At 56.8% G+C, this 22,599-nt stretch carries 20 protein-coding genes; 8 read left to right on the plus strand and 12 right to left on the minus strand.

Annotation, left to right across the window (positions count from 1 at the left end; genetic code table 11):
- The first annotated feature begins 97 nt into the window (after positions 1-97).
- The 5 genes from LC059_RS06815 to LC059_RS06835 all read left to right on the plus strand — a co-directional run bounded on the left by LC059_RS06815 (position 98) and on the right by LC059_RS06835 (position 7,055).
- Positions 98-1,033, plus strand: coding sequence for a LysR family transcriptional regulator (locus LC059_RS06815; protein ID WP_226703054.1), 936 nt, complete (start codon positions 98-100; stop codon positions 1,031-1,033).
- Between the two features lie 170 nt (positions 1,034-1,203).
- Positions 1,204-3,378: a malate synthase G gene (locus LC059_RS06820; protein ID WP_226703055.1), complete on the plus strand. Its 2,175-nt coding sequence runs from the start codon at positions 1,204-1,206 to the stop codon at positions 3,376-3,378.
- Between the two features lie 116 nt (positions 3,379-3,494).
- Complete coding sequence (locus LC059_RS06825; protein ID WP_226703056.1) at positions 3,495-3,815, plus strand: heavy metal-binding domain-containing protein; 321 nt, start codon at positions 3,495-3,497, stop codon at positions 3,813-3,815.
- Between the two features lie 18 nt (positions 3,816-3,833).
- On the plus strand, positions 3,834-4,715 hold the full coding sequence (fdhD, locus tag LC059_RS06830) for a formate dehydrogenase accessory sulfurtransferase FdhD (protein WP_226703057.1): 882 nt from the start codon (positions 3,834-3,836) through the stop codon (positions 4,713-4,715).
- A gap of 3 nt (positions 4,716-4,718) precedes the next feature.
- Positions 4,719-7,055 (plus strand): FdhF/YdeP family oxidoreductase, encoded by a 2,337-nt coding sequence (locus tag LC059_RS06835; RefSeq protein WP_226703058.1) that lies wholly within the window; start codon positions 4,719-4,721, stop codon positions 7,053-7,055.
- A gap of 48 nt (positions 7,056-7,103) precedes the next feature.
- On the opposite strand, the gene LC059_RS06840 is transcribed toward LC059_RS06835, so the two are convergent.
- From LC059_RS06840 to LC059_RS06870, 7 genes are all read right to left on the minus strand, one after another.
- Positions 7,104-7,649, minus strand: a complete 546-nt coding sequence (locus tag LC059_RS06840) for a hypothetical protein (RefSeq protein WP_226703059.1) — start codon at positions 7,647-7,649, stop codon at positions 7,104-7,106.
- Positions 7,633-8,094 carry a GNAT family N-acetyltransferase gene (locus LC059_RS06845; protein WP_226703060.1) on the minus strand — a complete coding sequence of 154 codons (462 nt, stop codon included), beginning with the start codon at positions 8,092-8,094 and terminating at the stop codon, positions 7,633-7,635. Before LC059_RS06845 ends, LC059_RS06840 begins: the two co-directional genes overlap by 17 nt.
- Before the next feature lie 49 nt (positions 8,095-8,143).
- Complete coding sequence (locus LC059_RS06850) at positions 8,144-9,349, minus strand: cupin domain-containing protein (RefSeq protein WP_226703061.1); 1,206 nt, start codon at positions 9,347-9,349, stop codon at positions 8,144-8,146.
- Between the two features lie 36 nt (positions 9,350-9,385).
- On the minus strand, positions 9,386-10,759 hold the full coding sequence (gene purB, locus LC059_RS06855; protein WP_226703062.1) for an adenylosuccinate lyase: 1,374 nt from the start codon (positions 10,757-10,759) through the stop codon (positions 9,386-9,388).
- Positions 10,760-10,841: 82 nt separating this feature from the next.
- On the minus strand, positions 10,842-11,492 hold the full coding sequence (gene hflD, locus LC059_RS06860) for a high frequency lysogenization protein HflD (RefSeq protein ID WP_226703063.1): 651 nt from the start codon (positions 11,490-11,492) through the stop codon (positions 10,842-10,844).
- Positions 11,489-12,670, minus strand: a complete 1,182-nt coding sequence (gene mnmA, locus LC059_RS06865) for a tRNA 2-thiouridine(34) synthase MnmA (protein ID WP_413231540.1) — start codon at positions 12,668-12,670, stop codon at positions 11,489-11,491. The genes hflD and mnmA overlap by 4 nt, the downstream gene beginning before the upstream one ends.
- Before the next feature lie 319 nt (positions 12,671-12,989).
- Positions 12,990-13,649, minus strand: a complete 660-nt coding sequence (locus LC059_RS06870; RefSeq protein ID WP_226703065.1) for a pseudouridine synthase — start codon at positions 13,647-13,649, stop codon at positions 12,990-12,992.
- Positions 13,650-13,866: 217 nt separating this feature from the next.
- On the opposite strand from LC059_RS06870, the gene icd reads away from it, so the two are divergent.
- Positions 13,867-15,117 carry an NADP-dependent isocitrate dehydrogenase gene (gene icd / locus LC059_RS06875; RefSeq protein ID WP_226703066.1) on the plus strand — a complete coding sequence of 417 codons (1,251 nt, stop codon included), beginning with the start codon at positions 13,867-13,869 and terminating at the stop codon, positions 15,115-15,117.
- A 301-nt stretch (positions 15,118-15,418) separates the two neighbouring features.
- On the opposite strand, the gene cspD is transcribed toward icd, so the two are convergent.
- Entirely contained in the window at positions 15,419-15,712 is a 294-nt protein-coding gene (cspD, locus tag LC059_RS06880; RefSeq protein WP_319005076.1) for a cold shock domain-containing protein CspD, read from the minus strand.
- 350 nt (positions 15,713-16,062) lie between these two features.
- Here cspD and clpS point away from each other — a divergent pair, with 350 nt between their 5' ends.
- Together clpS and clpA are read left to right on the plus strand one after the other, a co-directional pair.
- The gene (clpS, locus tag LC059_RS06885; RefSeq protein ID WP_226703067.1) at positions 16,063-16,458 is read left to right on the plus strand and encodes an ATP-dependent Clp protease adapter ClpS; all 396 of its coding nucleotides are present in this window, start codon (positions 16,063-16,065) and stop codon (positions 16,456-16,458) included.
- Positions 16,459-16,588: 130 nt separating this feature from the next.
- A complete protein-coding gene (gene clpA / locus LC059_RS06890; protein WP_226703068.1) occupies positions 16,589-18,871 on the plus strand; it encodes an ATP-dependent Clp protease ATP-binding subunit ClpA in 2,283 nt (760 codons plus the stop codon).
- 134 nt (positions 18,872-19,005) lie between these two features.
- Here the strand turns inward: clpA and infA are convergent, their stop codons facing one another.
- From infA to trxB, 4 genes are all read right to left on the minus strand, one after another.
- Entirely contained in the window at positions 19,006-19,224 is a 219-nt protein-coding gene (gene infA, locus LC059_RS06895) for a translation initiation factor IF-1 (RefSeq protein WP_067081888.1), read from the minus strand.
- Between the two features lie 210 nt (positions 19,225-19,434).
- Positions 19,435-20,154 (minus strand): arginyltransferase, encoded by a 720-nt coding sequence (locus LC059_RS06900; RefSeq protein ID WP_226703069.1) that lies wholly within the window; start codon positions 20,152-20,154, stop codon positions 19,435-19,437.
- Between the two features lie 159 nt (positions 20,155-20,313).
- Positions 20,314-21,048: a leucyl/phenylalanyl-tRNA--protein transferase gene (gene aat / locus LC059_RS06905; protein ID WP_226703070.1), complete on the minus strand. Its 735-nt coding sequence runs from the start codon at positions 21,046-21,048 to the stop codon at positions 20,314-20,316.
- 101 nt (positions 21,049-21,149) lie between these two features.
- Positions 21,150-22,091, minus strand: coding sequence for a thioredoxin-disulfide reductase (gene trxB / locus LC059_RS06910; protein WP_226703071.1), 942 nt, complete (start codon positions 22,089-22,091; stop codon positions 21,150-21,152).
- Positions 22,092-22,599 lie beyond the last annotated feature (508 nt).

Genomic DNA, 22,599 nt, shown 5'->3' on the forward strand with positions numbered 1-22,599 from the left:
CGCTATCCAAATAATGAATGTAGCTTGAAGCCCGCGGAAATCCTCAACTGCCACCAACCGGAAGCCGGCTGCACAGTGCCGGTCGAGAGTCCAATCCATGAATCTGGAAAGAGCTGATCTGAACCTGCTGGTCTACCTTGATGTACTGCTGCGCGAGCGCAACGTCACCCGTGCCGCCAATCAGTTGGGGTTGTCTCAGCCCGCCATGAGCAACGGCCTGAAGCGGCTGCGCGAGCTGTTCGGTGACCCGCTGCTGGTGCGTACCCGTGAGGGCATGATGCCCACCGAACGCGCCATGGAGTTGCAGCCCATGGTGCGCGAGGCGCTGGCAGCCATCGATCAGGTAATTCAGCCAAACCGGGATTTTGCACCGGCAGACGCCCGTCGTACCTTCCGTATCATGGCCAGTGACTACGCGGAATCCACACTGATACCGCCATTGCTGAAGCAATTGCGCGTCAGTGCTCCTGGTATCAGTTTAGACATCATGACGCCGAGTGACGTCAGCTTTGTGGATGTGGAGCAGGGCAAGGTGGACATGGTGATCAACCGCTTTGACTCCATGCCCCAGAGCTTCCACCAGGCCACCATATGGAGCGACACCTTCTCTTGCGTTATGCGCACGGATAATCCGGTTCTGCAGGACTACAATCTGGAAAGCTATCTCAACGCCCAGCATATCTGGGTCAGCAAAACCGGTATGGGCGTCGGGGTCGGGGTTAACCCCGAGGATGTCCAGCGCCTGGGCTGGGTAGACGAGGCCATCGGTCGCCTGGGGCAGAAGCGGGATATTTCCGTATTCACCCGCCACTATCAGGTGGCCATGTTGCTCGCTGAGCAGAGCGACCTGATCGTCACCGTGCCAACGCGCCTCGCGCAGCTCGCCACCAGCAACCCGCGGGTGGCATTGAGAGAACCGCCGTTACAAATTCCGCCCCTGGAACTGAAAATGGCCTGGAGCCCGCTGTTGCAGCAGAGCGCACCACACCGCTGGATGCGACGACTGATATTGGATGTGGGGCGTCAGTTGTAATTTAATTGAGACCCCAAATTCATATCAAGAATAGTGAAGATAGTGGCTATAAATTAGTGATATGGATGTTTGCCTGTTTAGAATGCTGCCATATACAACTGCGCAGTCACGTGTAGCAGTCGCAAGCTAAGTCGTCACCATCAATAACCATCAGTTCCAAGAGGTCAGACATGACGGAAAGAGTCTGTATTGGCGGTCTGCAGATCGCCGAAGAACTCCATGCATTGATTGCACAAGAAGTGATCCCAGGCACCGGCGTAGATGCCGAAGTGTTCTGGGTGGAGTTCGAAAAAATCGTCAATGACCTGGCCCCGCTCAATCGTCAACTGCTTAAAAAGCGCGACGATATCCAGGCGCGCATGGACCAGTGGTACAGCGACAACCCCCAGGGGTACAAAGACCTGAATGCCTACAGGGAATTCCTGCGGGAGATTGGTTACCTGGTCGATGAGCCCGCTGATTTCAGTGCAAAAACTGAAAATGTTGATGCGGAAATCGCCACCATGGCGGGTCCGCAACTGGTGGTGCCAGTGATGAATGCCCGTTATGCGCTGAACGCTGCCAACGCCCGCTGGGGCAGCCTGTACGACGCGCTTTACGGCACCGATGTAATTAGCGAAGAGGGCGGCGCGGAGAAAACTGGACAGTACAATCCGGTGCGCGGTGACAAGGTCATTGCCTACGGCCGCGAGTTTCTTGATCAAGCCGCACCGCTGAACAGTGCCAGCCATACCGATGTGCGAGAGTATCGTATCAATGGCTCGCTACTGGAAGCAGAATTGAAAAATGGCAAGGTTGCCGCGTTCATGAATAGCCGTCAGTTTGTCGGTTATCGCGGTGCCCAGGAGGCGCCCGAGGCGCTGCTGCTGACACACAACGGCCTGCATTTCGAAATTCAGATTGACCGCGAAAGCCCCATCGGTAAAACCGACAAGGCCGGCGTCAAAGATATTCTTGTCGAGTCGGCGTTGACCACCATCATGGACTGTGAAGATTCTGTGGCCGCCGTGGATGCCGAAGATAAAGTTGTGGTGTACCGCAACTGGCTCGGCCTGATGAAGGGTGACCTGCAGGAAAAAGTCAGCAAGGGTGGCAAGGAAATCCTGCGCACGCTCAACCCGGATCGTGAATACAGTGGTGCGGAAGGGGGCAAGGTAACGCTGCCCGGTCGCAGCCTGATGTTTGTGCGCAATGTTGGCCACCTTATGACCAACGATGCCGTTCTCGATAAAGACGGTAATGAAGTGCCCGAAGGTATTCTCGATGGCATGATCACCAGCCTCATCGCCATGCACGATCTGCGCGGCAATGGGCCTCTGCGCAATTCGCGCAGCGGCAGCGTATATATCGTGAAGCCGAAAATGCACGGTCCTGAAGAAGTGGCGTTCGCCAACACCCTGTTTAATCGTGTGGAAGACGCGCTAGGTCTGGCCCGTAACACGCTCAAAATGGGCATTATGGACGAGGAGCGCCGCACCACAGTGAATCTCAAGGCGTGTATCGCTGCCGCGCAGGAGCGTGTGGTATTCATCAATACCGGCTTTCTCGATCGAACCGGCGATGAGATCCATACCTCCATGCTCGCGGGACCGATGATTCGCAAAGGTGAGATGAAGCAGTCAAAGTGGATTTCTGCCTACGAAGACTGGAACGTGGACACGGGGCTGGCAACCGGCCTGAAAGGTCGCGCCCAGATCGGCAAAGGCATGTGGCCCATTCCCGATCAGATGGCGGCTATGATGGAGGCGAAAATTGCCCACCCGAAAGCTGGTGCCAATACTGCCTGGGTACCATCGCCTACCGCTGCTACGTTACACGCACTGCATTACCATAAAGTGGATGTGGCCGAGGTTCAGGAAGCGTTGGCCAGTCGCAAGCCGGCGAGCCTGGACGATATTCTTACCGTGCCGGTGGCCGAAGCACCCAACTGGAGTGCTGATGAAATTCAGCGTGAGCTGGACAACAACGCCCAGGGTATTCTCGGTTACGTGGTGCGCTGGATTGATCAGGGTGTTGGCTGTTCCAAGGTACCAGACATCAATGATGTGGGCCTGATGGAAGACCGTGCGACACTGCGTATTTCTTCCCAGCATATTGCGAACTGGTTGGAGCAGGGGATCTGTACCCGCGCCCAGGTCGAGGAAACCATGCAGCGAATGGCCGCGGTGGTTGATCGCCAGAATGCTGGAGACGCCGGGTACCGCGATATGGCGCCCAATTTCGACAAAAGTATTGCTTTCCAGGCGGCCTGTGAGCTCGTGTTCGAAGGTTGTGCCCAGCCCAACGGATACACCGAGCCGGTACTGCACCGTCGCCGCCGTGAATTCAAGGCAAGTCAGCGTTGATCACAACGCCTAGATAAAAAGGAGAAAGCCCCGCCGCGCGCGGGGCTTTTTATTTGTGTAAGCTGTGGGAGTACAAGGTAATTGTCTGTTAGCAGCGTCAAAGGAGGGATATACACATGCTCAAGACAACCACGCACACTGTAGAAGGCCGGCCGATTCAGGAGTACCTCGGCGTCGTGGTCGGAGAGGCCATTCTTGGTGCCAACATTTTCAAGGACTTGTTTGGTTCCATTACCGATATTATTGGTGGTCGTTCCGGCTCCTACGAGCGAGAGATGGGCAGGGCGCGTAAAATTGCGTTTGCCGAAATCGAGGCGCAGACCCGCGCGCTGGGTGGCAATGCCATTGTCGGTATTGATCTCGATTACGAAGTAGTCGGAGAAAAAGGAGGCATGATGATGGTCAGTGTCAGCGGTACAGCAGTAAAGCTTCGCTGAAATAACGGAACTGCCGAATTGCCCGATAATTACTCGAAGACTGAAAGAGACACGGGCTCCTCCGAGGGTCTTTTCGTCGTGCTCGACGTCAATGGAAGCGAGGCCGAAGGCGTTACCCGAACAGCAGTCGGCCGGCAGGCTCTGGCGCAAGAGGTCGCTGTGGCATTTTGCTACAACGGCATCAGTCATGCGGTGATGATGGCGAGTCCTCTAGACCTGGAAGACTTTGCCTACGGCTTCAGCCTGACCTCCGGAGTGATTAAGCGCGGTGACCAGATCGTGGATCTGGATGTCGAGATTGCCAATGACAGCGCGCTACTGCATATCAGCCTCAATCAGCGGACCTTGAATCAACTCAGATTGTCGCGAAGAACGTTGGCCGGCACTAGCGGTTGTGGCCTTTGCGGCGCCGAAGCGCTTTCACAGGTGCTGGTCTCCCCTGAGCCGGAATTTCCCCCGCAATTTGCCGAGTTACCCCCTCTGGAACATCTAGCCGGATTGCGACAGCGCTTCCAGCTCGCCCAGCAGTATCGCGAAGCCAGTGGTGCAATGCACGCTGCTATTTTTGTAAGTGAAGAGGGCCAGACACGATGTTGTCGCGAGGACATCGGTCGCCACAATGCCCTGGATAAATTAATCGGAGCCTGTGTACGTGAGGGGCTTGATCTCAGTGCTGGCTTCGTGGCAATCACCAGTCGCTGTAGTCTTGAATTGATCCAGAAATCCTCGCGTGCCGGAATCGGCACCCTAGTCAGTCTTGCGTCCCCATCAGATATTGCCGTGCGCTGGGCACGTCAGTATCGGCTGAATTTGCTGCATCAACCGGCCCGGGGGCCAGCACGGTTATACAGCGGCGCTGCCTTCGCGCATTTAACGTCCCAAAATCTTACTGCTGGGTGATCCATGAAAACGCCAGTCGACCGATTTCGCTTTCGACCTTACCAGCGCCCCGCTGCGGGATGGGGGGCACTGCGCAGTGTTGCGCATGCCTGGCTGGATAGCCGCCAGCCGTTCAAGAATCTGCGCGCCATGCTACAGACCAATCAGAATGGCGGGTTTGACTGCCCCGGTTGTGCCTGGGGCGAAGCGCCAAAAGAAGGGCGTATCCGCTTCTGTGAGAATGGTGCCAAAGCAGTGAACTGGGAGGCATCCGGGCGCGGCGTCGACCGAGACTTCTTCGCCCGCCACAGCCTGGAAGACCTTTTGGCGCAGGAGGATTACTGGCTTGAGTACCAGGGGCGCCTGACCGAGCCGATGTATTTCGATGGGGTTCAGTCACATTATCAGCCCATTAGCTGGGACGAGGCTTACGCCTTGATCGCCCATGAACTGAAGGCGCTGAAATCACCAGATCAGGCCGCTTTCTATACCTCTGGCCGTGCCAGCAATGAGGCGGCATTTCTCTATCAGCTCTTCGCTCGCGCTTTCGGTACCAACAACCTGCCGGACTGCTCAAACATGTGCCACGAGGCCAGTGGCGTAGCACTCAAGGAAAGTATTGGCACCGGTAAAGGTACGGTCACCTATGAGGATTTTGAGAAGGCCGAAGCGATTTTTGTTATTGGCCAGAATCCGGGGACCAATCACCCAAGAATGCTGGAGCCGCTGAGCGAAGCGGTAGCGCGGGGTGCGCAGGTGGTGGTGCTGAATCCCCTGCGTGAGCGCGGGCTCGAGCGATTCCAGGCGCCGCAGGATCCTGTACAGATGCTGACCGGCGGTGAAACACCACTGAATACTGCCTATCTGAGGCCGGCTCTCGGTGGCGATATGGCGGCGATCCGCGGCATCGCCAAATTCCTTTTTGAATGGGAGGAGGGCGCCGAGCAGGGCAACGCTGACAATGGTCTCCTGGATCTGGCATTTATCCGCGAACACTGCACGGGATTTGACGAATACAAGGCGCAGGTCGCGGCAACGGGTTGGGATGAGATACAGGCCTTCAGTGGTCTTGATAAAGATGAGTTGGAGCGGGCGGCGCATATCTACTGTCGCAGCAACGCCACTATCATCTGCTGGGCCATGGGTATTACCCAACACCGTCATTCTGTCGCCACCATTCAGGAAATTACCAATCTGCAACTGATGCGAGGGCAGATTGGCCTACCAGGTGCCGGCCTGTGCCCGGTACGTGGTCACAGCAATGTGCAGGGCGACCGCACCATGGGTATCGATGACAGCCCACCGGCGTGGTTGCTAGACGCTCTGGAAGCTCGCTTTGGCATCCCGGTGCCACGGCAAGACGGCTACAACGTGGTGAAGACGATCGAGGCCATGCACGCTGGCAAGGTCAAAGTTTTTATTGGCCTGGGCGGCAACTTTGCGCGGGCAACCCCGGATAGCGACCACACCCATAAAGCCATACGTCACTGCGACCTAACGGTGCAGATCAGCACCAAACTCAATCGCAGTCACCTGGTCACGGGTAAGAAAGCGCTGATCCTGCCGTGTCTGGGCCGCTCCGATATCGACTTGCAACATACCGGTCCGCAGGCGGTCACGGTGGAAGACTCGTTTAGTATGGTGCACGCATCCTTCGGGCAGTTGCAGCCGCTATCAAAAGACATGCGCTCGGAGCCTGCCATTATCTGTGGCATTGCCCAGGCGACACTTGGTAGCCACCCGGTACCCTGGAGTGAGCTCACCGAGGATTACCGAAGGATTCGCACCCTGATCGAAGATGTGATTCCTGGATTCGAAAATTTCGAGGAAAAGCTGACCGCCCCGGGCGGGTTTTACCTGCAGAATTCAGCGGCGCAGCGTCGCTGGAATACCAGCACCGGAAAAGCAAACTTTGTCAGTCATTCGCTGCCGGCACCACTGCCAGACGAGGTGCTGAAAAAGATTGGCCGCAAGGGCGCGAGTAAGGCGGATCTAGTACTGCAGACATTGCGCTCACACGATCAGTACAACACAACGGTGTATGGACTGAACGACCGCTACCGCGGGGTTAAGGGGGAGCGTCATGTGCTGTTTGCGCACCTGGAAGACATCCATCGCCTGGGATTTTCCGACCGTCAAAAGGTGGATATCGTTTCTTTGTGGAGTGATGATGTGGAGCGCCGCGTATCGGGCTTCAGCCTGATCGCTTTTGACATTCCCAAGGGGCAGGCTGCTGCGTATTATCCAGAGGCCAACCCGCTGGTGCCGCTGGAAAGCTACGGTGTTGGCAGCTTCACGCCCACGTCGAAATACATCGCCATTCGATTGGAGCCCAGTTCTGCACCTGAACGGATTGCCTAATGCCGGACCAAAACCTGAGGGGGAGCGCGAGTGGGTATAGGTGCGCCTTTAGAGTACAAAACGCTTTAATGCCGGGTCGGGGCGCGCATGTAACCAGCTTTGTTCAAACACATCCTGCAGCTTGCGATTTCTGACCGGGTCATCGGCACGGTACTGGCCGCTCCATTTGACGGGGTCAGAAATGAGCAGGCTCTGGCGGTCGTCGGCGATCGCGAACTCCCAATCAGTTAGCTCACTACTGTTCTGTATTTTTCGCAGGCTAATTCGGCTGTCCAGCCGCTGAATTAGTGGGAGAAGTAGATGGGGCTGACTCAAAATAGAGGCGCTATCGGTGATCAGGATTTCTACTCGCGCGTATCGGCTGCGGCGAGCGAATCGGGAGAGGGCGTCGACAATTTCTGCCTGGTGGTAGAGTGTCCGAGCGAGGTCTTGTGAAAAGATCCGCACCTGGCGGCGACTTTCCGACAATAGCTTGTTAAGCGCGTCAACACAGGCACCGCTATTGTTTAGCGTCACCACATTCAGTGTCTCGTCCGGTGCCCCGATAGCATCGCCTGCCTGTAAATGCCTGCGTCGGTCAGCGGTTCCAGTCATCGATATTTTCGCTGGGTTCTTTGTCGTTCAGGGTGAGGTCCATGCGCACATGGGGAATGCCCGCTTCCATAAACTGGTCGCCGAACACGGTAAAGCCGGCTTTCTCGTAAAAAGGAACGGCCTGTACCTGGGCATTCAGGTAGACATCTTTCTGCCCGGAAACACGGGCAAACTTGCAGATTCTTTGTAAAAGCGCCAGGCCAGCACCCAGCCCGCGGGCTTCTTTCAGGATTGCCATGCGCCCGATCTTGCCGCCACCGGTCAAGCGCCCGGTGCCGATGGGCTTGTCGTGGTGGTATATCAGGAAATGCTGCGCGCTCTCCTCGTGTTCGTCCCACTCCAGCTCCGGTGGTACCTGCTGCTCTTCGACGAACACTTTCTCGCGGATTTTGCGGATGGCAGCGCGGTCGGTTTGCCAGTCGGCAAGGCGTACAAACAGACTCATGAACAGCACTCCTACTGGTCTTTTCTAATTTTTATTGGTCTTCCGGATCTTAGTCCTGATCGTATTCTTCATCGTATTCCGTCAGGTCTTCAGGGTAAATGAGACTGCCCTGTGACACCAGCAAATCGAACAATCCATCAGCGGCGGCGAGTTCCGGGTAGGCGTCAACGTCGCTCTGGGTCAACGTACGATTGCTGCAGAAGCCCTCCGCAAACAGGAGCGGTGCAGGGAAGGATTCCCCATCCACGAACAGACTGGCGGGCTCGCGGCAGAAGGCGCAGCGAGAGCCGGGGTTCAGTATCAGGCTGCCACCTGCTGCCAGTGTCTCCCGCCAATCGTCCGCGCTTCCGGCATCCAGTGCCACAGTATCCGGGTACTTGGCTTCGGTCATGATGGCGCCGAACCACTGGGCGATATTTTGGGGCTGCTGTAGCCACTCCGCGAGGTGGCGTTGTACCCGGGTGACGGTCTGCTGGTCGATCTCCGACGGATTCTCAGGCAATGACAGGTCGGCATCGGTGTACCGGTAGTGATCAGGCAATCCGGCACCGAGCTCGGCGGCCAGGTCTTCCAGCATGGTGCGGGCAGAGGGTGCACGGAATCCAACGGAAATGGTGGTGCAACCGCCCTCGGCTATGCCCCAGTGGCTGTATTGCGGCGGCAGGTACAGCATATCCCCGGGCTCGAGCAGCCAGCTGGCCTCAGACTCGAACTCCCTGAGGATATTCAGCGGAGTACCCTCGACACGGGGGCTGCTGGCGTCCGCTTTTGGGCCGAGGTGCCATCGACGCTTACCCTCGGCCTGCAGCAGGAATACGTCATAGAAATCGTAGTGGGGCCCGACACTGCCTTGATCGGCTGCGTAGCTGATCATGATGTCGTCAAGGCGCCAGTCGGGAAGAAAGCGGAAGTGATCCTTGAGCGAAGCCACTTCCGGAATCCACTGGTCCACAGCCTGTACCAGCAGGGTCCAGTGTGTTTTCGGTAACGAAAAGAAGTCTTCTTCGGTGAAGGGGCCGTTGCGCAATTGCCATGGCCCCTCGATACCCTTTTCCTCGATCAGGCGGGATTCAATCTGTTCTTCGAGCGCCATCCCGGCGAGCTCTTCGCCGGTAATTGGCGTCTCGAAATCGGGAAACGCATTGCGAATCAGGAGTGGCTTTTTCTGCCAGTACTCCCGCAAAAACGTTTCCACCGGGATGTCGCCAAGGTGGGTCAGAGATTCAACGTTGTGGTGCTGGCCCGACTCGGTCATGGCAAAACTCCCGGTGTTTAACGCGACTGCGCTGGCTTAGATTTTATTGGCCTGGGCTACGGCGTTGCCGATATAGCTGGCCGGGGTCATCTCACGCAGGGATTGCTTGGCTTCCTCTGGCATTTCCAGACCGTCGATAAACACAGCCAGTGTTTCCTTGGTGATGCCCTGGCCGCGGGTCAGCGCCTTCAGCTTTTCGTAGGGCTCTTCGATGTTGTAGCGGCGCATCACGGTCTGGATGGGCTCTGCCAGTACTTCCCAGGCGTTGTTCAGATCTTCCTCGAGGCGCGCGCGGTTGATCTCCAGTTTGCCCAGACCCTTCTGGGTGGCGGCGTAGGCAATCACGGAATAGCCCGCGCCAACGCCCATATTGCGCAGCACAGTCGAGTCGGTGAGGTCGCGCTGCCAGCGCGAAACCGGCAGTTTGGCCGCCAGATGCTGGAACACCGCATTGGCGATACCCAGGTTGCCCTCGGAGTTTTCGAAGTCGATGGGGTTTACCTTGTGCGGCATGGTGGAAGAACCCACTTCGCCGGCAACGACTTTCTGCTTGAAGTAACCCAGGGAGATGTAGCCCCAGATATCGCGGTCAAAGTCGATCAGAATAGTGTTGAAGCGCGCAATGGCATCGAACAGTTCGGCAATATAGTCGTGCGGCTCGATCTGGGTGGTGTAGGGGTTCCAGGTCAGGCCCAGGGAGGTCACAAATTCTTCTGCATTCTTCTCCCAGTCCACATCCGGGTAAGCAGAGAGGTGAGCGTTGTAGTTACCTACAGCGCCGTTGATTTTGCCCAGCAGCTCGACCTCGTGGATCTGCTTAACCTGACGGCGCAGGCGCGCAACCACATTGGCCAGTTCCTTGCCTACGGTGGTGGGGCTGGCGGTCTGGCCGTGGGTGCGGGACAGCATGGGCACGTCGGCAAAGGTTTTTGCCAGGTTGGCGATTTCACTGACGATCTGGTTCATCGCCGGCAGCAGGACCTGATCTCGGCCTGCGCGCAGCATCAGCGCGTGGGACAGGTTATTAATGTCTTCAGAGGTGCACGCGAAATGAATAAACTCACTGACCGCGGCCAGCTGCTCGTCACCTTTCACTTTTTCCTTGAGGAAGTACTCCACGGCTTTTACGTCGTGGTTGGTGGTGCGTTCGATTTCTTTGATGCGCTCTGCGTCTTCGACGGAGAATTGGGACACGATGTCATCGAGGATCTTATTGCTGTCACCGCTGAATGGCTGAACTTCCACAATTTTTTCGTGGCGTGCCAGTTGTTGCAGCCAGCGCACTTCCACTTCTACGCGGGCGCGGATCAGGCCGTACTCACTAAAAATGTCCCGCAGGCCAGCGGTTTTGCTTTCGTAGCGTCCATCAATGGGGGAAACCGCAGTCAGTGCGGATAGCTCGACGGTCATTGTGTCTCTCCGAGTTTGAGATTCGGCCGCAATGCGAATGCGCGAGCGGCAGAAATATTAAAATCGATTCGTGTTCCCGGGTTTAGTGCTCCCGGGGTGAGTGTTCCAGGGATTCGTATTTGGATATCAGCGCATCCATTGCCGCGATCAGCTTCTTGCGCTGAAACAGCAGGTGCAGGCGGCGCCCGCCCAGTTGCCGCCACAGCATGGCGGAGCGGACACCGGCAAACAGCATGGTGCGGATCTGGTTGGCGATGCGCTGTTGCTGCAGGAAATTGAAGTCACCCAGCACCTGAATACGGAAGCGGAATGTGCTCAGGGTGTCGCTATAGATGCTGGCGAGATTGGCGTACACATTTTCGTGGCCGACACCAAAGTGATCTGTTTGCACATGCGCTTTTTCCAACCTGCTTCCAATAATTGAAAGCAGGTCTGGCTTTTTCGCCAGCTGCCGCTGCAGGTAGAGAATGGAAAGCACATAACGCAGGCAGTCGGTGTACTCGGGGTGACTGCGTGTGGCGAGTAACTGGCGCGCACCGCGCAGCCCAGGCAGTAGCTTTTCAACACCGCCATACACATCTTCGGTAGTTTCCGGATTCTGCTGAAACAGGCTGTATACCGCCGTTTCCATCTGTTCAGCCGGTGCGGTGCCGGTTTTGGCCAGCCGCTCCACAAGAATGGCTGCCTGGAATACGCCGGCCAGAGCCAGTGCCTGATCTCGCCAGTTACTCAAGAGTCGCTCCCCGCGGCCTGTTTTTTCTGGAGTGTATTTGGTTCCACTTCACCGACCCCGGTCGCCTTATCGATGACCGCGCCACCAAGGCAGATGTCGCCCTGATAGATCACCACAGACTGGCCCGGAGTAACCGCGCGCTGGGGCTGATCGAAGGCAATAGTGAGTTGGCCATTGTCACCGACGGTGATTTCGCAGTCCTGATCGGCCTGGCGGTAGCGTGTTTTCGCCGCAGCGCGGAAGGATAGCGCGGGTGGGGCGCCGTTTATCCAGTGCGCCTGGGTGGCGGTCAAGCCCGTTGAGTAGAGCAGCGGATGGTGCTTACCCTGGGCAACCAGCAATACATTGCGCTCAAGGTCTTTGCCGACCACATACCAGGGCTGATCGCCGGCTCCTTTGACGCCGCCGATTCCCAAGCCCTGGCGTTGTCCGATGGTGTGGTACATCAGGCCACTGTGCTGGCCCATCACCTCGCCATCCGGGGTCTGCATTTCACCGGGCTGTGCCGGCAGATACTGTTCCAGGAAATCCTTGAACCGGCGCTCCCCAATGAAGCAGATACCAGTACTGTCTTTCTTGCTGTAGGTAATAAAGCCGTTTTCTTCCGCTATCCGGCGCACTTCCGGTTTTTCCAGCTCACCGAGCGGAAACAGGGAGCGGGCAAATTCGGCCTCGCCCACGGCGTGCAGGAAGTAGCTTTGGTCCTTATTGCCGTCGAGCCCCTTCATCAGATACGTGCGGCCATCCTTGTCGAGGCGGCGCGCATAATGGCCGGTGGCGATGGCCTCAGCCCCGAGCATTTCTGCGTATTCGAGGAAAACTTTGAATTTGATCTCCCGGTTGCACAGGATATCGGGGTTAGGCGTACGGCCGGCCTTGTATTCGGCAAGGAAGTACTCGAATACGTTATCCCAGTACTCGGCGGCAAAATTGGCCGTGTGCAACTTGATGCCCAGGCGCTTGCACACGGATTCGGCATCGGCCAGGTCCTGCTTGGCGGTGCAATACTCGGTGCCGTCGTCCTCATCCCAGTTCTTCATGAACAGGCCTTCGACGTGATACCCCTGTTGCATAAGCAGGTAGGCGGCCACCGACGAATCCACGCCGCCGGACATGCCGACAATGACGCGTTTAGGAGCGGCTGTAGTGCCGAGGGATTCATTGGGACTAGAGGACACAGGCAATTCCGAAGCTGACATGAAATACCGGTTGTTACAGTGTGGGGCGCAAGAGGATTTTCAACCCCTGAGGTGCGACCAATCGCCCTAGGGCGGGAAAATGGGGGCGCATTTTACCTGTGATTCGGGTTGCTGACCAATTCGGCAGCGTTTGACCTCAATTTCGCCGATTTTGATGCATGCCGCTAACCGCTATAGGGGGGGGGCAGCAAGTAAACCCGGCGCCGCGTGTCTATTTCAGACTAGCTGTGATCAGGGGCGACGCGCCTGCTGATTGATGCTTTCAGGTGGCTAACGCCTGAGAGCGCAGACTTGGTGGTCAACGCTTCCTCGTGCCCGGCCCACGTTTTTGTCCCCGCGCCCCGGCTGCTGCACCGCTTTTGCCTGCGCGCCCGCGACCGACGCCCCGTGGCGATTTTTTGCTGGAGGATGCGGGCAGGAAGACTTCCTCGGCGCGTTGCTCCCCGGGCGCCAGTCCGCCCAGGCTCCAGTTACCAATGGCGGTTCGCACGAGCCTGAGGGTAGGGTGGCCAACGGCCGCAGTCATCCGTCTTACCTGGCGATTGCGGCCTTCGCTAATGGTGAGCTCGATCCAGCATGTGGGGATGGACTTGCGCTCGCGAATTGGCGGGACCCGGGGCCAAATGTCGGGTGCGGGCAGGATGCGTGCCTTGGCGGGCGCCGTGCGGCCATCTTTCAGCTGCACCCCCTTGCGCAGCTGTGACAGTGCGGCCTCGCTGACCTCTCCCTCAACCTGTGCCCAGTACACTTTGGGCAGCTTGTTGCTGGGGTGCGCTATCTGATGCTGCAGCTGTCCGTCGGCTGTCAGCAGAAGCAGTCCCTCCGAGTCGTAATCCAGTCGCCCGGCAGCATAAACGCCCGGTTTCTTCACGTAATCCGCGAGGGTCGGACGGCCCTCCGGGTCGGTGAATTGGCAGAGAACGCCGTATGGCTTGTTAAACAGTATGAGTTGGCTCATGAAACAGGTTGCGGCAAGGGGCTGGTGCTTTAGTTGTAATGAAACTACAAAAACGGACGGATGCTGATATAATCCCGCCGATTTTTAGCCAGCTCGGCGACTGCAACGGCGCAGACAACGGGCGGCAACCATGACCGGCAGCGGAATTCGGCGCATTATGCCGTTTTTTATGCAAAAAAGCCGGACGTTTAGTCAAAGAGTTACGGGAGTCAACTTAATGGGTCATATCCAAGTGCCGGCCAACGGCGAAAAAGTCACAGTCAACGCAGATGGTTCTCTGAACGTACCGAACACCCCGATCATTCCGTTTATCGAAGGTGACGGCATCGGCGTGGATATCACCCCGGTAATGCGCAAAGTAATCGACGCCGCTGTAAGCAAGGCGTACAGCGACGAGAAGGCCATCGCGTGGATGGAAATTTTCTGCGGTGAAAAGGCTGCTGAAACCTACAGCGGCGACTGGTTCCCGGCAGAAACCCTGGAAGCGATCAAAGATTACGTTGTCAGCATCAAAGGCCCGCTGACTACCCCGGTAGGCGGCGGCTTCCGCTCCCTGAACGTTGCTCTGCGCCAGGAGCTGGACCTGTACGTATGTCAGCGTCCGGTACGTTGGTTCAGCGGTGTGCCTTCTCCGGTAAAAGAGCCGAACAAGGTAGACATGGTGATCTTCCGCGAGAACTCCGAAGACATCTACGCCGGTATCGAGTGGAAAGCGGGTACCGACGAAGCCAAGAAAGTGGTTAAGTTCCTGCAGGAAGAGATGGGCGTTAAGAAAATCCGCTTCCCGCAAGAAGTGGGCATCGGTGTTAAGCCGGTTTCCGAAGAGGGCACCAAGCGCCTGGTACGCAAGGCCCTGCAGTACACCATCGATCAGGATCGCGACTCCCTGACGCTGGTGCACAAAGGCAACATCATGAAGTTCACCGAAGGCGCCTTCGCTGACTGGGGCTACGAGCTGGCTCGCGAAGAATTCGGTGCTCAGCCGATCGACGGCGGCCCCTGGTGCAGCTTCAAGAACCCGAACACCGGCAAGGAAATCGTGGTTAAGGACGTAATTGCTGACGCCATGCTGCAGCAGATCCTGCTGCGTCCGGCCGAATACGACGTAATCGCCACCCTGAACCTGAACGGCGACTACCTGTCCGACGCTCTGGCTGCCCAGGTAGGTGGTATCGGTATCGCTCCGGGTGCCAACCTGTCTGACGAAGTGGCTCTGTTCGAAGCTACCCACGGTACTGCACCCAAGTATGCTGGCCAGGACAAAGTGAACCCAGGCTCCCTGATCCTGTCCGCAGAAATGATGCTGCGTCACCTGGGCTGGAACGAAGCCGCGGAACTGGTTGTTAAAGGTATGGAAGGCGCAATCGAAGCCAAGACCGTTACCTATGACTTCGAGCGTCTGATGGACGGTGCCGAGCTGAAGTCCTGCTCCGAATTTGGTGACGAAGTCATCAAGCACATGGCTTGATTCTCAGCCCAGCTGATTGTCAATCCATAAGAAAGCCCCGCATCGTCGCGATGCGGGGCTTTTTTGTGTCTGGCATGTGTGTGCAGCCGCTGGTGCGCGATACCGTTAAATACAGCGGGAAAGGAGCGGGAAGATGCTTTCGGAGTTGTCGTGATGTGAGCGGCACGTGTGTACCACTGGGAGGGCGTAAGCAAGCTGCCCGGAGTTGGCTTTCCAGAACGGCGCAAGCAGCCAGTCGGATATGGCTGCTCTTGATCGATAAGATTGCTCTGCATTGCAGTCGATGACTGCAATGCGAAACTCAATCGAGTACTTCTTCCGCCTCTTTTTCACGCACGTTGGCGGTCTGCCCAGGTTGGACGGCAGGTGCGGAAGCCTTGGCGTTGTCTGCTGTAGCGATACTGATATTGGCTGCGTGATAGCCCTTATCGCCCTGGATGATATCGAAATTGACCTGCTGGCCGGCTTTCAGAGTGCGGTAACCCTCCATCTGAATCGCCGAGTAATGTGCAAACAAGTCTTCTCCACCCTCATCAGCAAGAATAAATCCATATCCCTTGGCATTATTGAACCACTTAACGGTACCGGTAGGCATGGCGAAATCCCTCTAAATTGCCGGGGCGACTGCTGGCCGCCTAAAAATGTAGTAATTATTGTTATCGCGCTTCATGCGCTTACTTTTATGTGCAAACTCATTTGCACAACTATGAGCTAGTGCCGTTTACCGCTTGGCGCGGTTAATACCTCTTTTAGCCAAGGCGCCCGCCCTTGTCAAGGGAGCGTGCTGCTGCACACTGTGCCATCGGCAGAATAAGGTTACAATGCCGGCTCGCCAGCGTCGCATTAGTGACTGACACGGGCATTCCATTCTCGCTCAAAGTGCGAAAATAAGCGCAGATGCGCCAGCACTGTGAACCAATTCCTGAACTCTGATTGATTAGCGCTATGGGAAAATCACAAATCATTAAACTACACTCCAACGAAGGTGACGGCGACGATGGCTTCCACTTTCATGGTGCCGAAGGGGATACCGCGCTTGCGGAGGCAAGGCCGCGGCTGAAGCGCCCACCGATGTATAAGGTGGTCATGCTCAACGATGACTACACCCCGATGGAGTTTGTGGTAGAGGCCCTGGAGCTTTTCTTTTACGTCAATCGAGAGCGCGCCACTCAATTGATGTTACAGGTCCACACTAAGGGAAAAGCGATCTGCGGTGTCTATACTCGAGATATAGCGGAAACAAAGGCCGCGCAGGTAAATCAGTTTGCGCGGGATAACGAGCATCCTCTTCTATGTGAAATTGAGGCGGATGAGGAAGACGAAAACGACGAGGAGGGTTGAGATAGACAGCTCCGGCACCTGCAGGGATTCAGGTGTGACTTTCCGGCCGGTACTCCGGCAAAAAATCAGGAATACCGGGTGTTTTTCACTACAACCCGGATGACATTGGCCAGTAAGGTTTGAGGTTTAAATGCTCAGCAAGGATTTAGAGGTAACGCTCAATCTAGCGTTCAAAGGTGCACGGGCGAAACGCCATGAGTTTATGACCGTTGAGCACCTGCTGCTGGCGCTGCTGGACAATGAATCCGCGGCAGATGTCCTGCATGCCTGCGGGGCTGATCTCAGTGCTCTGCGCCGGGAACTGCTCGAATTCGTCGACTCTACTACGCCACTGATCCCTGAGAATGACGCTGAACGCGAAACCCAGCCCACGCTTGGTTTCCAGCGCGTTCTGCAGCGTGCGGTTTTTCACGTACAGTCGTCCGGCAAGAAAGAGGTTACCGGTGCCAATGTGCTGGTCGCCATTTTTTGCGAACAGGAAAGTCAGGCGGTTTACTACCTGAAGCAGCAGAGCGTAGCCCGGATTGATGTGGTGAATTACATCACCCATGGTATTTCCCGCGTAAGCTCCGGCGGCAATAACGCCCACAGCAGTCCTGATCCTTCTCCCGAGCAGGTCGATGAAGATCTCGGCTCCACGGCTGAACCGGGTGGCTCCGATCCGCTTGAAAGCTATGCAACCAACCTGAATCAGGAAGCGATTCTCGGGCGTATTGATCCGCTCGTAGGGCGGGCGCCCGAGGTGGAGCGGGTTACCCAGGTGCTGGCGCGCCGACGCAAGAACAATCCGCTACTGGTGGGTGAGTCTGGCGTAGGTAAAACAGCTATTGCTGAGGGGCTGGCCCGCCGTATTGTCGATAGCGAAGTGCCGGAACCCCTGAAAGAAAGCACCATTTATTCCCTGGACCTCGGGTCACTATTGGCTGGCACCAAGTATCGCGGTGACTTTGAAAAGCGGTTTAAAGCGCTGCTGGCCGAGCTCAAGAAGCGCGAGCACGCTGTACTGTTTATCGATGAGATTCACACCATTATCGGTGCCGGCGCCGCTTCCGGCGGGGTTATGGATGCTTCCAACCTGCTCAAACCGCTGCTGTCCAGTGGTCAGCTGCGCTGTATCGGCTCCACCACCTTCAACGAATACCGCGGGATCTTTGAGAAAGACCGCGCGCTGTCGCGTCGCTTCCAAAAGATTGATGTTCACGAGCCCTCAGTAGAAGAAACTGTACAGATCCTTCAGGGGCTCAAGACCTGTTTCGAGGATCACCACAAGGTCCGCTTTACCGATTCCGCCCTGGAGGCGGCTGCGCACCTTGCCAATCGCCATATCACCGAACGCTTCCTGCCAGACAAAGCTATTGATGTGATTGATGAGGCTGGGGCCTACCAGGCGTTATTGCCGGTCGACCAGCGCACCGACACCATCTCCGTTACCGAGATTGAGAATATCGTCGCCAAGATGGCCCGCATTCCCGCGAAAAGCGTTTCCGCCTCGGACAAGGCGGCGCTCGCCAAGCTCGATGACAACCTCAAGATGGTGGTGTTCGGGCAGGACAATGCGATTGAGGCGCTCAGCACCTCCATCAAGCTGGCGCGTGCTGGCCTGGGTGCGGAGGAAAAACCCATTGGCTCTTTCCTGTTTGCCGGTCCTACCGGGGTGGGCAAAACCGAGCTGTGCCGTCAGCTGGCGCAGGTTATGGGCATCGAGCTGATTCGCTTCGATATGTCCGAATATATGGAGCGCCACACGGTATCCCGTCTTATCGGGGCGCCCCCGGGGTATGTCGGTTTCGATCAAGGCGGTCTGTTGACCGACGCCGTGACAAAGCACCCCCATAGCGTGGTGTTGCTGGATGAGATTGAAAAGGCCCACCCGGAAGTCTTCAACCTGCTGCTGCAGGTGATGGATCACGGCACCTTGACCGACAACAACGGGCGCAAGGCAGACTTCCGCAACGTGATTCTGATCATGACGACCAATGCCGGCGCAGAAGTGATGAGCCGCCGCTCCATCGGCTTCTCCAATCAGGACCACAGCAGCGACGGAATGGAGGAGATCAAGAAGATGTTTACTCCTGAATTCCGCAACCGCCTGGATAGCATTATCCAGTTCGGTGCCCTAAATATCGAAGTGGTTAAAACCGTGGTGGACAAGTTTGTTGTTGAACTTCAGGCGCAGCTGGATGAATCCCGTGTGACCCTTGAGGTCGACGATGAGGCCCGGGAATGGCTGGCGGTAAATGGTTACGATGAGAAGATGGGTGCTCGCCCGATGGCCCGCTTGATTCGCGAAAAATTACGCAAGCCGCTGGCCGAGGCCGTGTTGTTTGGCGAGCTGTCAGAAGAGGGCGGCAAGGTCGAAGTGACGGTGGAGAACGATCAGCTCAAGATTAATACCGCGCTACCGGTTCACTGATCGACAGGCCACTCTGGGGCCAATACGCCTTAACCGGAAAATGAAAAAGCCACCCTTGAGGTGGCTTTTTTCGTGCGTCTTCGGCAGGCCCGGAAGACAACCCTGGAGGGCAATCCGGCTGCCGGCAGCAGCACTCAGCGGGCGCGGTAAGTGATACGACCCTTGGTCAGGTCGTAGGGAGTCAGTTCGACTTTAACCTTGTCACCGGTAAGGATGCGGATGTAGTTTTTGCGCATCTTGCCGGAAATGTGCGCGATTACCACATGTCCATTTTCCAGTTTCACGCGGAATGTGGTGTTGGGCAGGGTGTCGATCACCTCACCTTCCATTTCAATGTAATCGTCTTTTGCCATGCGGCAGCAACCTTTGATAAATGTGTACTAGCTTTTCCGCCACGTTTTTGTGGCCCCTCAACCGTCAGATACGGGGCCCGGCGGTACGACGGGCGTGCATTTTGCACGAAAAGTGCCGGCAGGCCAAGTGAAAGCACGCTCTGCGGGCAAATCTGCGGCACGGGTAAGAAGGTAGCTTTTGCGAGGCTCCAGCCAGCGGGTCGGGCTGGCCTAATCGGACTTCAGTTCCCAGCGGTTGTCCTTAAGGATCTCGAGTGGCTGAAATTGACTCTTATAAGCCATTTTCTGGCACTGCGCGATCCAGTAGCCCAAGTATAGACTGGGTAGTCCCAGCCGCCGGGCCCACTCGATCTGGTAAAGAATGGAGTAACTGCCGAGACTCCGTTTGATTTCGTCCGGATCGAAGAAGGTATAGATCGCGGAAACCCCGCCTGATAGCACATCGGTGACCGCCGTGCCCACGAGCCGCCCGCGAGCCCGAAATTCCAGGTAGCGGGTACTGCCCCATGCATTTTGCAGGAAGCTGCGGAACTGCTCCTGGCTGGGTGGGTACATTTCACCATCCCGGTGCCGCTCCTCAATATAGCGGGCATAGAGCGCGTAGTGCTCATCCGTGTCGATGTTGCGCTGGTGAAATACATCGAGATCCCGATTGCGCTTCCAGCAGCGGCGCTGGTTTCTGTTGGGCACAAATAGTTCGACAGGAATCCGGGCAGGGATACAGGCCTGGCAATGGGTGCACTGTGGTCGGTACAGGTAGTTGCCACTGCGGCGAAAACCCAGCTCAGACAGTCGGCTGTACAGACGCTGGTCGACCGGAGTCTGCGGATCCACAAATACGGTAGTGGCCTCCTGGTCCTCAAGATAGCCGCAGGGATGGGGAAGGGTGGCAAGAAGGCGGACCGAGTTTAGCTGGGAGTACTGGCTCATGCCGCAGCACCGCTCGGGAGCGCTGGATGACTTGTCTGTTGGGTCACTTGCTTCACGGTAGCTGGCCACTCCTCAAACTTTAAGACCCGAGGGTAAGTTGCGGTCGAGGAAAACACAAACCCGGGCTCAGAAAATCCGGAGGCCTGAATGGAGTTGGGCTCAGCGGGGCTGGAATAAGTCCGCGGCGGGTGCCGGGGGCCATGGCGATGGGAACCCCGGCCTCGAAACACCGTGGCTCAACAGTTGCTCGAATCTCTCACGCGGCACCTCAATGGCTCCCAGGCTCAACAGGTGTGGATTGCTCACCTGACAATCGATCAGCGAGCACCCCCATTGATCCAGCTGTCGTACCAGATGGGCGAATGCGACCTTGGATGCGTCAGTGGCACGGTGAAACATGGACTCACCAAAAAAAACCTCCCCGATCGCCAACCCATAGAGCCCGCCGACCAGCTTGCCATCCCGCCAGGTCTCTACCGAGTGTGCGTGCCCCAGGTCGTGCATTTCCAGGTAGGCCTCGCGCATGTCGTGCGTGATCCAGGTGCCGGCTTCCTGTGCTCGCGGTGCAGCGCAGCCGTCCAGCACTTGTTCGAAGGCCCGGTTAAAGGTGACCTGGTATCGCTCCTGACGAATGACCTTTTTGAGGCTGCGGGAGAACTCTGTTTCTACTGGGAGAACAATGCAACGAGGGGAGGGCGACCACCACAAGATGGGCTGATCGTCCGAGAACCAGGGGAATATACCCCTGCGATACGCGGCAAGCAGCCAGTCGGGTGTCAGGTCACCGCCCACCGCAAGCAGTCCATTAGGGTCGTGGAGGGCCGAGCTGGTGTCCGGAAAGGCGACGACATCCGGGTCCAGTAGCGAGAGAATGTCGTTGGTGTTGCTACTCAATCTATTCGCCTTTCGGTTTATGCGGGTCGCCCGAGCTCACAGGAGATTTTAACGAAAAAAGGCGGCTATGCAGCCGCCTTTTCTTGCGCCTTACCTTGGACTTACTGGGCGTCGAGGAAGCGCTCCGCGTCCAGTGCCGCCATACAGCCGGTACCCGCAGAGGTCACCGCCTGGCGGTAGATGTGGTCGGACACGTCGCCCGCGGCAAATACACCGGGAACGGAGGTCTGAGTGGCATTACCGTTCAGGCCGCTCTCGACAATGATGTAGCCGCCGTTCATTTCCAGCTGACCTTCAAAGATGTCGGTATTCGGCTTGTGGCCGATGGCAATGAACACGCCGGAAACATCCACTTCCTTGCTGGAGCCATCCTGGACATTCTTCAAGCGAACACCGGTCACGCCATTGTCGTCACCCAGCACTTCGTCCAGGGTGTGGTGCCAGCACAGGTTGATATTGCCGTTCTCGGCCTTTTCCAGCAGTCGATCCTGCAGGATTTTCTCTGCACGCAGCTCGTCACGGCGGTGTACCAGGGTGACTTCGCTGGCGATATTGGACAGGTACAGGGCCTCTTCGACAGCGGTGTTGCCGCCGCCGACAACCACAACCTTCTGGTCGCGGTAGAAGAAACCGTCACAGGTGGCACAGGCGCTGACGCCGCGCCCCTGGAAGGCCTCTTCAGAGGGCAGGCCAAGGTACTGGGCGGAAGCGCCGGTAGCGATAATCAGGGAATCACAGGTGTAGGTCTCGTTACCTTTCAGGGTAAAGGGGCGCTGCTTCAGGTCCACTTCGTGGATGTGGTCGAAGATGATGTTGGTATCAAAGCGCTCCGCGTGCTGCTGCATCTGCACCATCAGATCCGGGCCCTGCAGGTCGTGTACGCCGCCCGGCCAGTTTTCTACTTCGGTAGTGGTGGTCAGCTGGCCACCCTGCTGCATACCTGTGATGACGACAGGGTTGAGGTTGGCGCGCGCCGCATAGATGGCCGCGGTGTAGCCGGCAGGGCCGGAGCCGAGAATGATCAGGCGGTGATGGTTACTCATGGCTGGACTCACAATACTTCAATGTTGAAATTGGTCGATTTTGATACAGGTCGATTTGAACCTGAGTGATTCTGTCGTTTTGCGACGCCGCATGAAGCTCGCGGCGGATATTGCCTGCGCGGATCATGGCCTTACCACCGACATTGTTCAAGGGTGGATTTTTGAGGCTTTACGCATGCGGATAGGTGTATCTGGATGAATAGTCGCCAGATGCGCCCGGGGCAAAAATTGCGGCAATGATAGGAGATGCGAATCAGCCGACCAAATAGTTTGGCCTTATTTATCTGATTGCGCCGTTTTATAGACTGGCTAAATAGTGTGCTCTCGCCTTCACCGGAGGCAAGCTCTTGCTCCCCGAGCGTCGGCCGCTGGTGTTTGTTGGCGTGCCAGCAGCTTAAATGTTGTGTGAGGCATGCCCTGTAAGTTACTGTTATTAAAGATAAAGTCTAATCTTAAAGTGAATTCTAGGGTAAGCCTCAGGTAGCATTTGCCCCCCGGCTGTAGTACA

The sequence above is a fragment of the Microbulbifer elongatus genome (assembly GCF_020524885.1).
In the GTDB taxonomy this organism is placed as follows: Bacteria; Pseudomonadota; Gammaproteobacteria; order Pseudomonadales; family Cellvibrionaceae; genus Microbulbifer; species Microbulbifer elongatus_A.

Excerpts from the sequence above, each read along its gene's own strand:
- LC059_RS06870 (WP_226703065.1), bottom strand. The coding sequence starts at position 13,649 with ATGAGCCAACTCATACTGTTTAACAAGCCATACGGCGTTCTCTGCCAA.
- LC059_RS06840 (WP_226703059.1), bottom strand. The coding sequence starts at position 7,649 with ATGACTGGAACCGCTGACCGACGCAGGCATTTACAGGCAGGCGATGCT.
- LC059_RS06850 (WP_226703061.1), bottom strand. The coding sequence starts at position 9,349 with ATGACCGAGTCGGGCCAGCACCACAACGTTGAATCTCTGACCCACCTT.
- purB (WP_226703062.1), bottom strand. The coding sequence starts at position 10,759 with ATGACCGTCGAGCTATCCGCACTGACTGCGGTTTCCCCCATTGATGGA.
- LC059_RS06845 (WP_226703060.1), bottom strand. The coding sequence starts at position 8,094 with ATGAGTCTGTTTGTACGCCTTGCCGACTGGCAAACCGACCGCGCTGCC.
- LC059_RS06825 (WP_226703056.1), top strand. The coding sequence starts at position 3,495 with ATGCTCAAGACAACCACGCACACTGTAGAAGGCCGGCCGATTCAGGAG.
- LC059_RS06820 (WP_226703055.1), top strand. The coding sequence starts at position 1,204 with ATGACGGAAAGAGTCTGTATTGGCGGTCTGCAGATCGCCGAAGAACTC.
- LC059_RS06815 (WP_226703054.1), top strand. The coding sequence starts at position 98 with ATGAATCTGGAAAGAGCTGATCTGAACCTGCTGGTCTACCTTGATGTA.
- clpS (WP_226703067.1), top strand. The coding sequence starts at position 16,063 with ATGGGAAAATCACAAATCATTAAACTACACTCCAACGAAGGTGACGGC.
- LC059_RS06900 (WP_226703069.1), bottom strand. The coding sequence starts at position 20,154 with ATGAGCCAGTACTCCCAGCTAAACTCGGTCCGCCTTCTTGCCACCCTT.
- trxB (WP_226703071.1), bottom strand. The coding sequence starts at position 22,091 with ATGAGTAACCATCACCGCCTGATCATTCTCGGCTCCGGCCCTGCCGGC.
- infA (WP_067081888.1), bottom strand. The coding sequence starts at position 19,224 with ATGGCAAAAGACGATTACATTGAAATGGAAGGTGAGGTGATCGACACC.
- icd (WP_226703066.1), top strand. The coding sequence starts at position 13,867 with ATGGGTCATATCCAAGTGCCGGCCAACGGCGAAAAAGTCACAGTCAAC.
- cspD (WP_319005076.1), bottom strand. The coding sequence starts at position 15,712 with ATGCCTACCGGTACCGTTAAGTGGTTCAATAATGCCAAGGGATATGGA.
- LC059_RS06835 (WP_226703058.1), top strand. The coding sequence starts at position 4,719 with ATGAAAACGCCAGTCGACCGATTTCGCTTTCGACCTTACCAGCGCCCC.
- clpA (WP_226703068.1), top strand. The coding sequence starts at position 16,589 with ATGCTCAGCAAGGATTTAGAGGTAACGCTCAATCTAGCGTTCAAAGGT.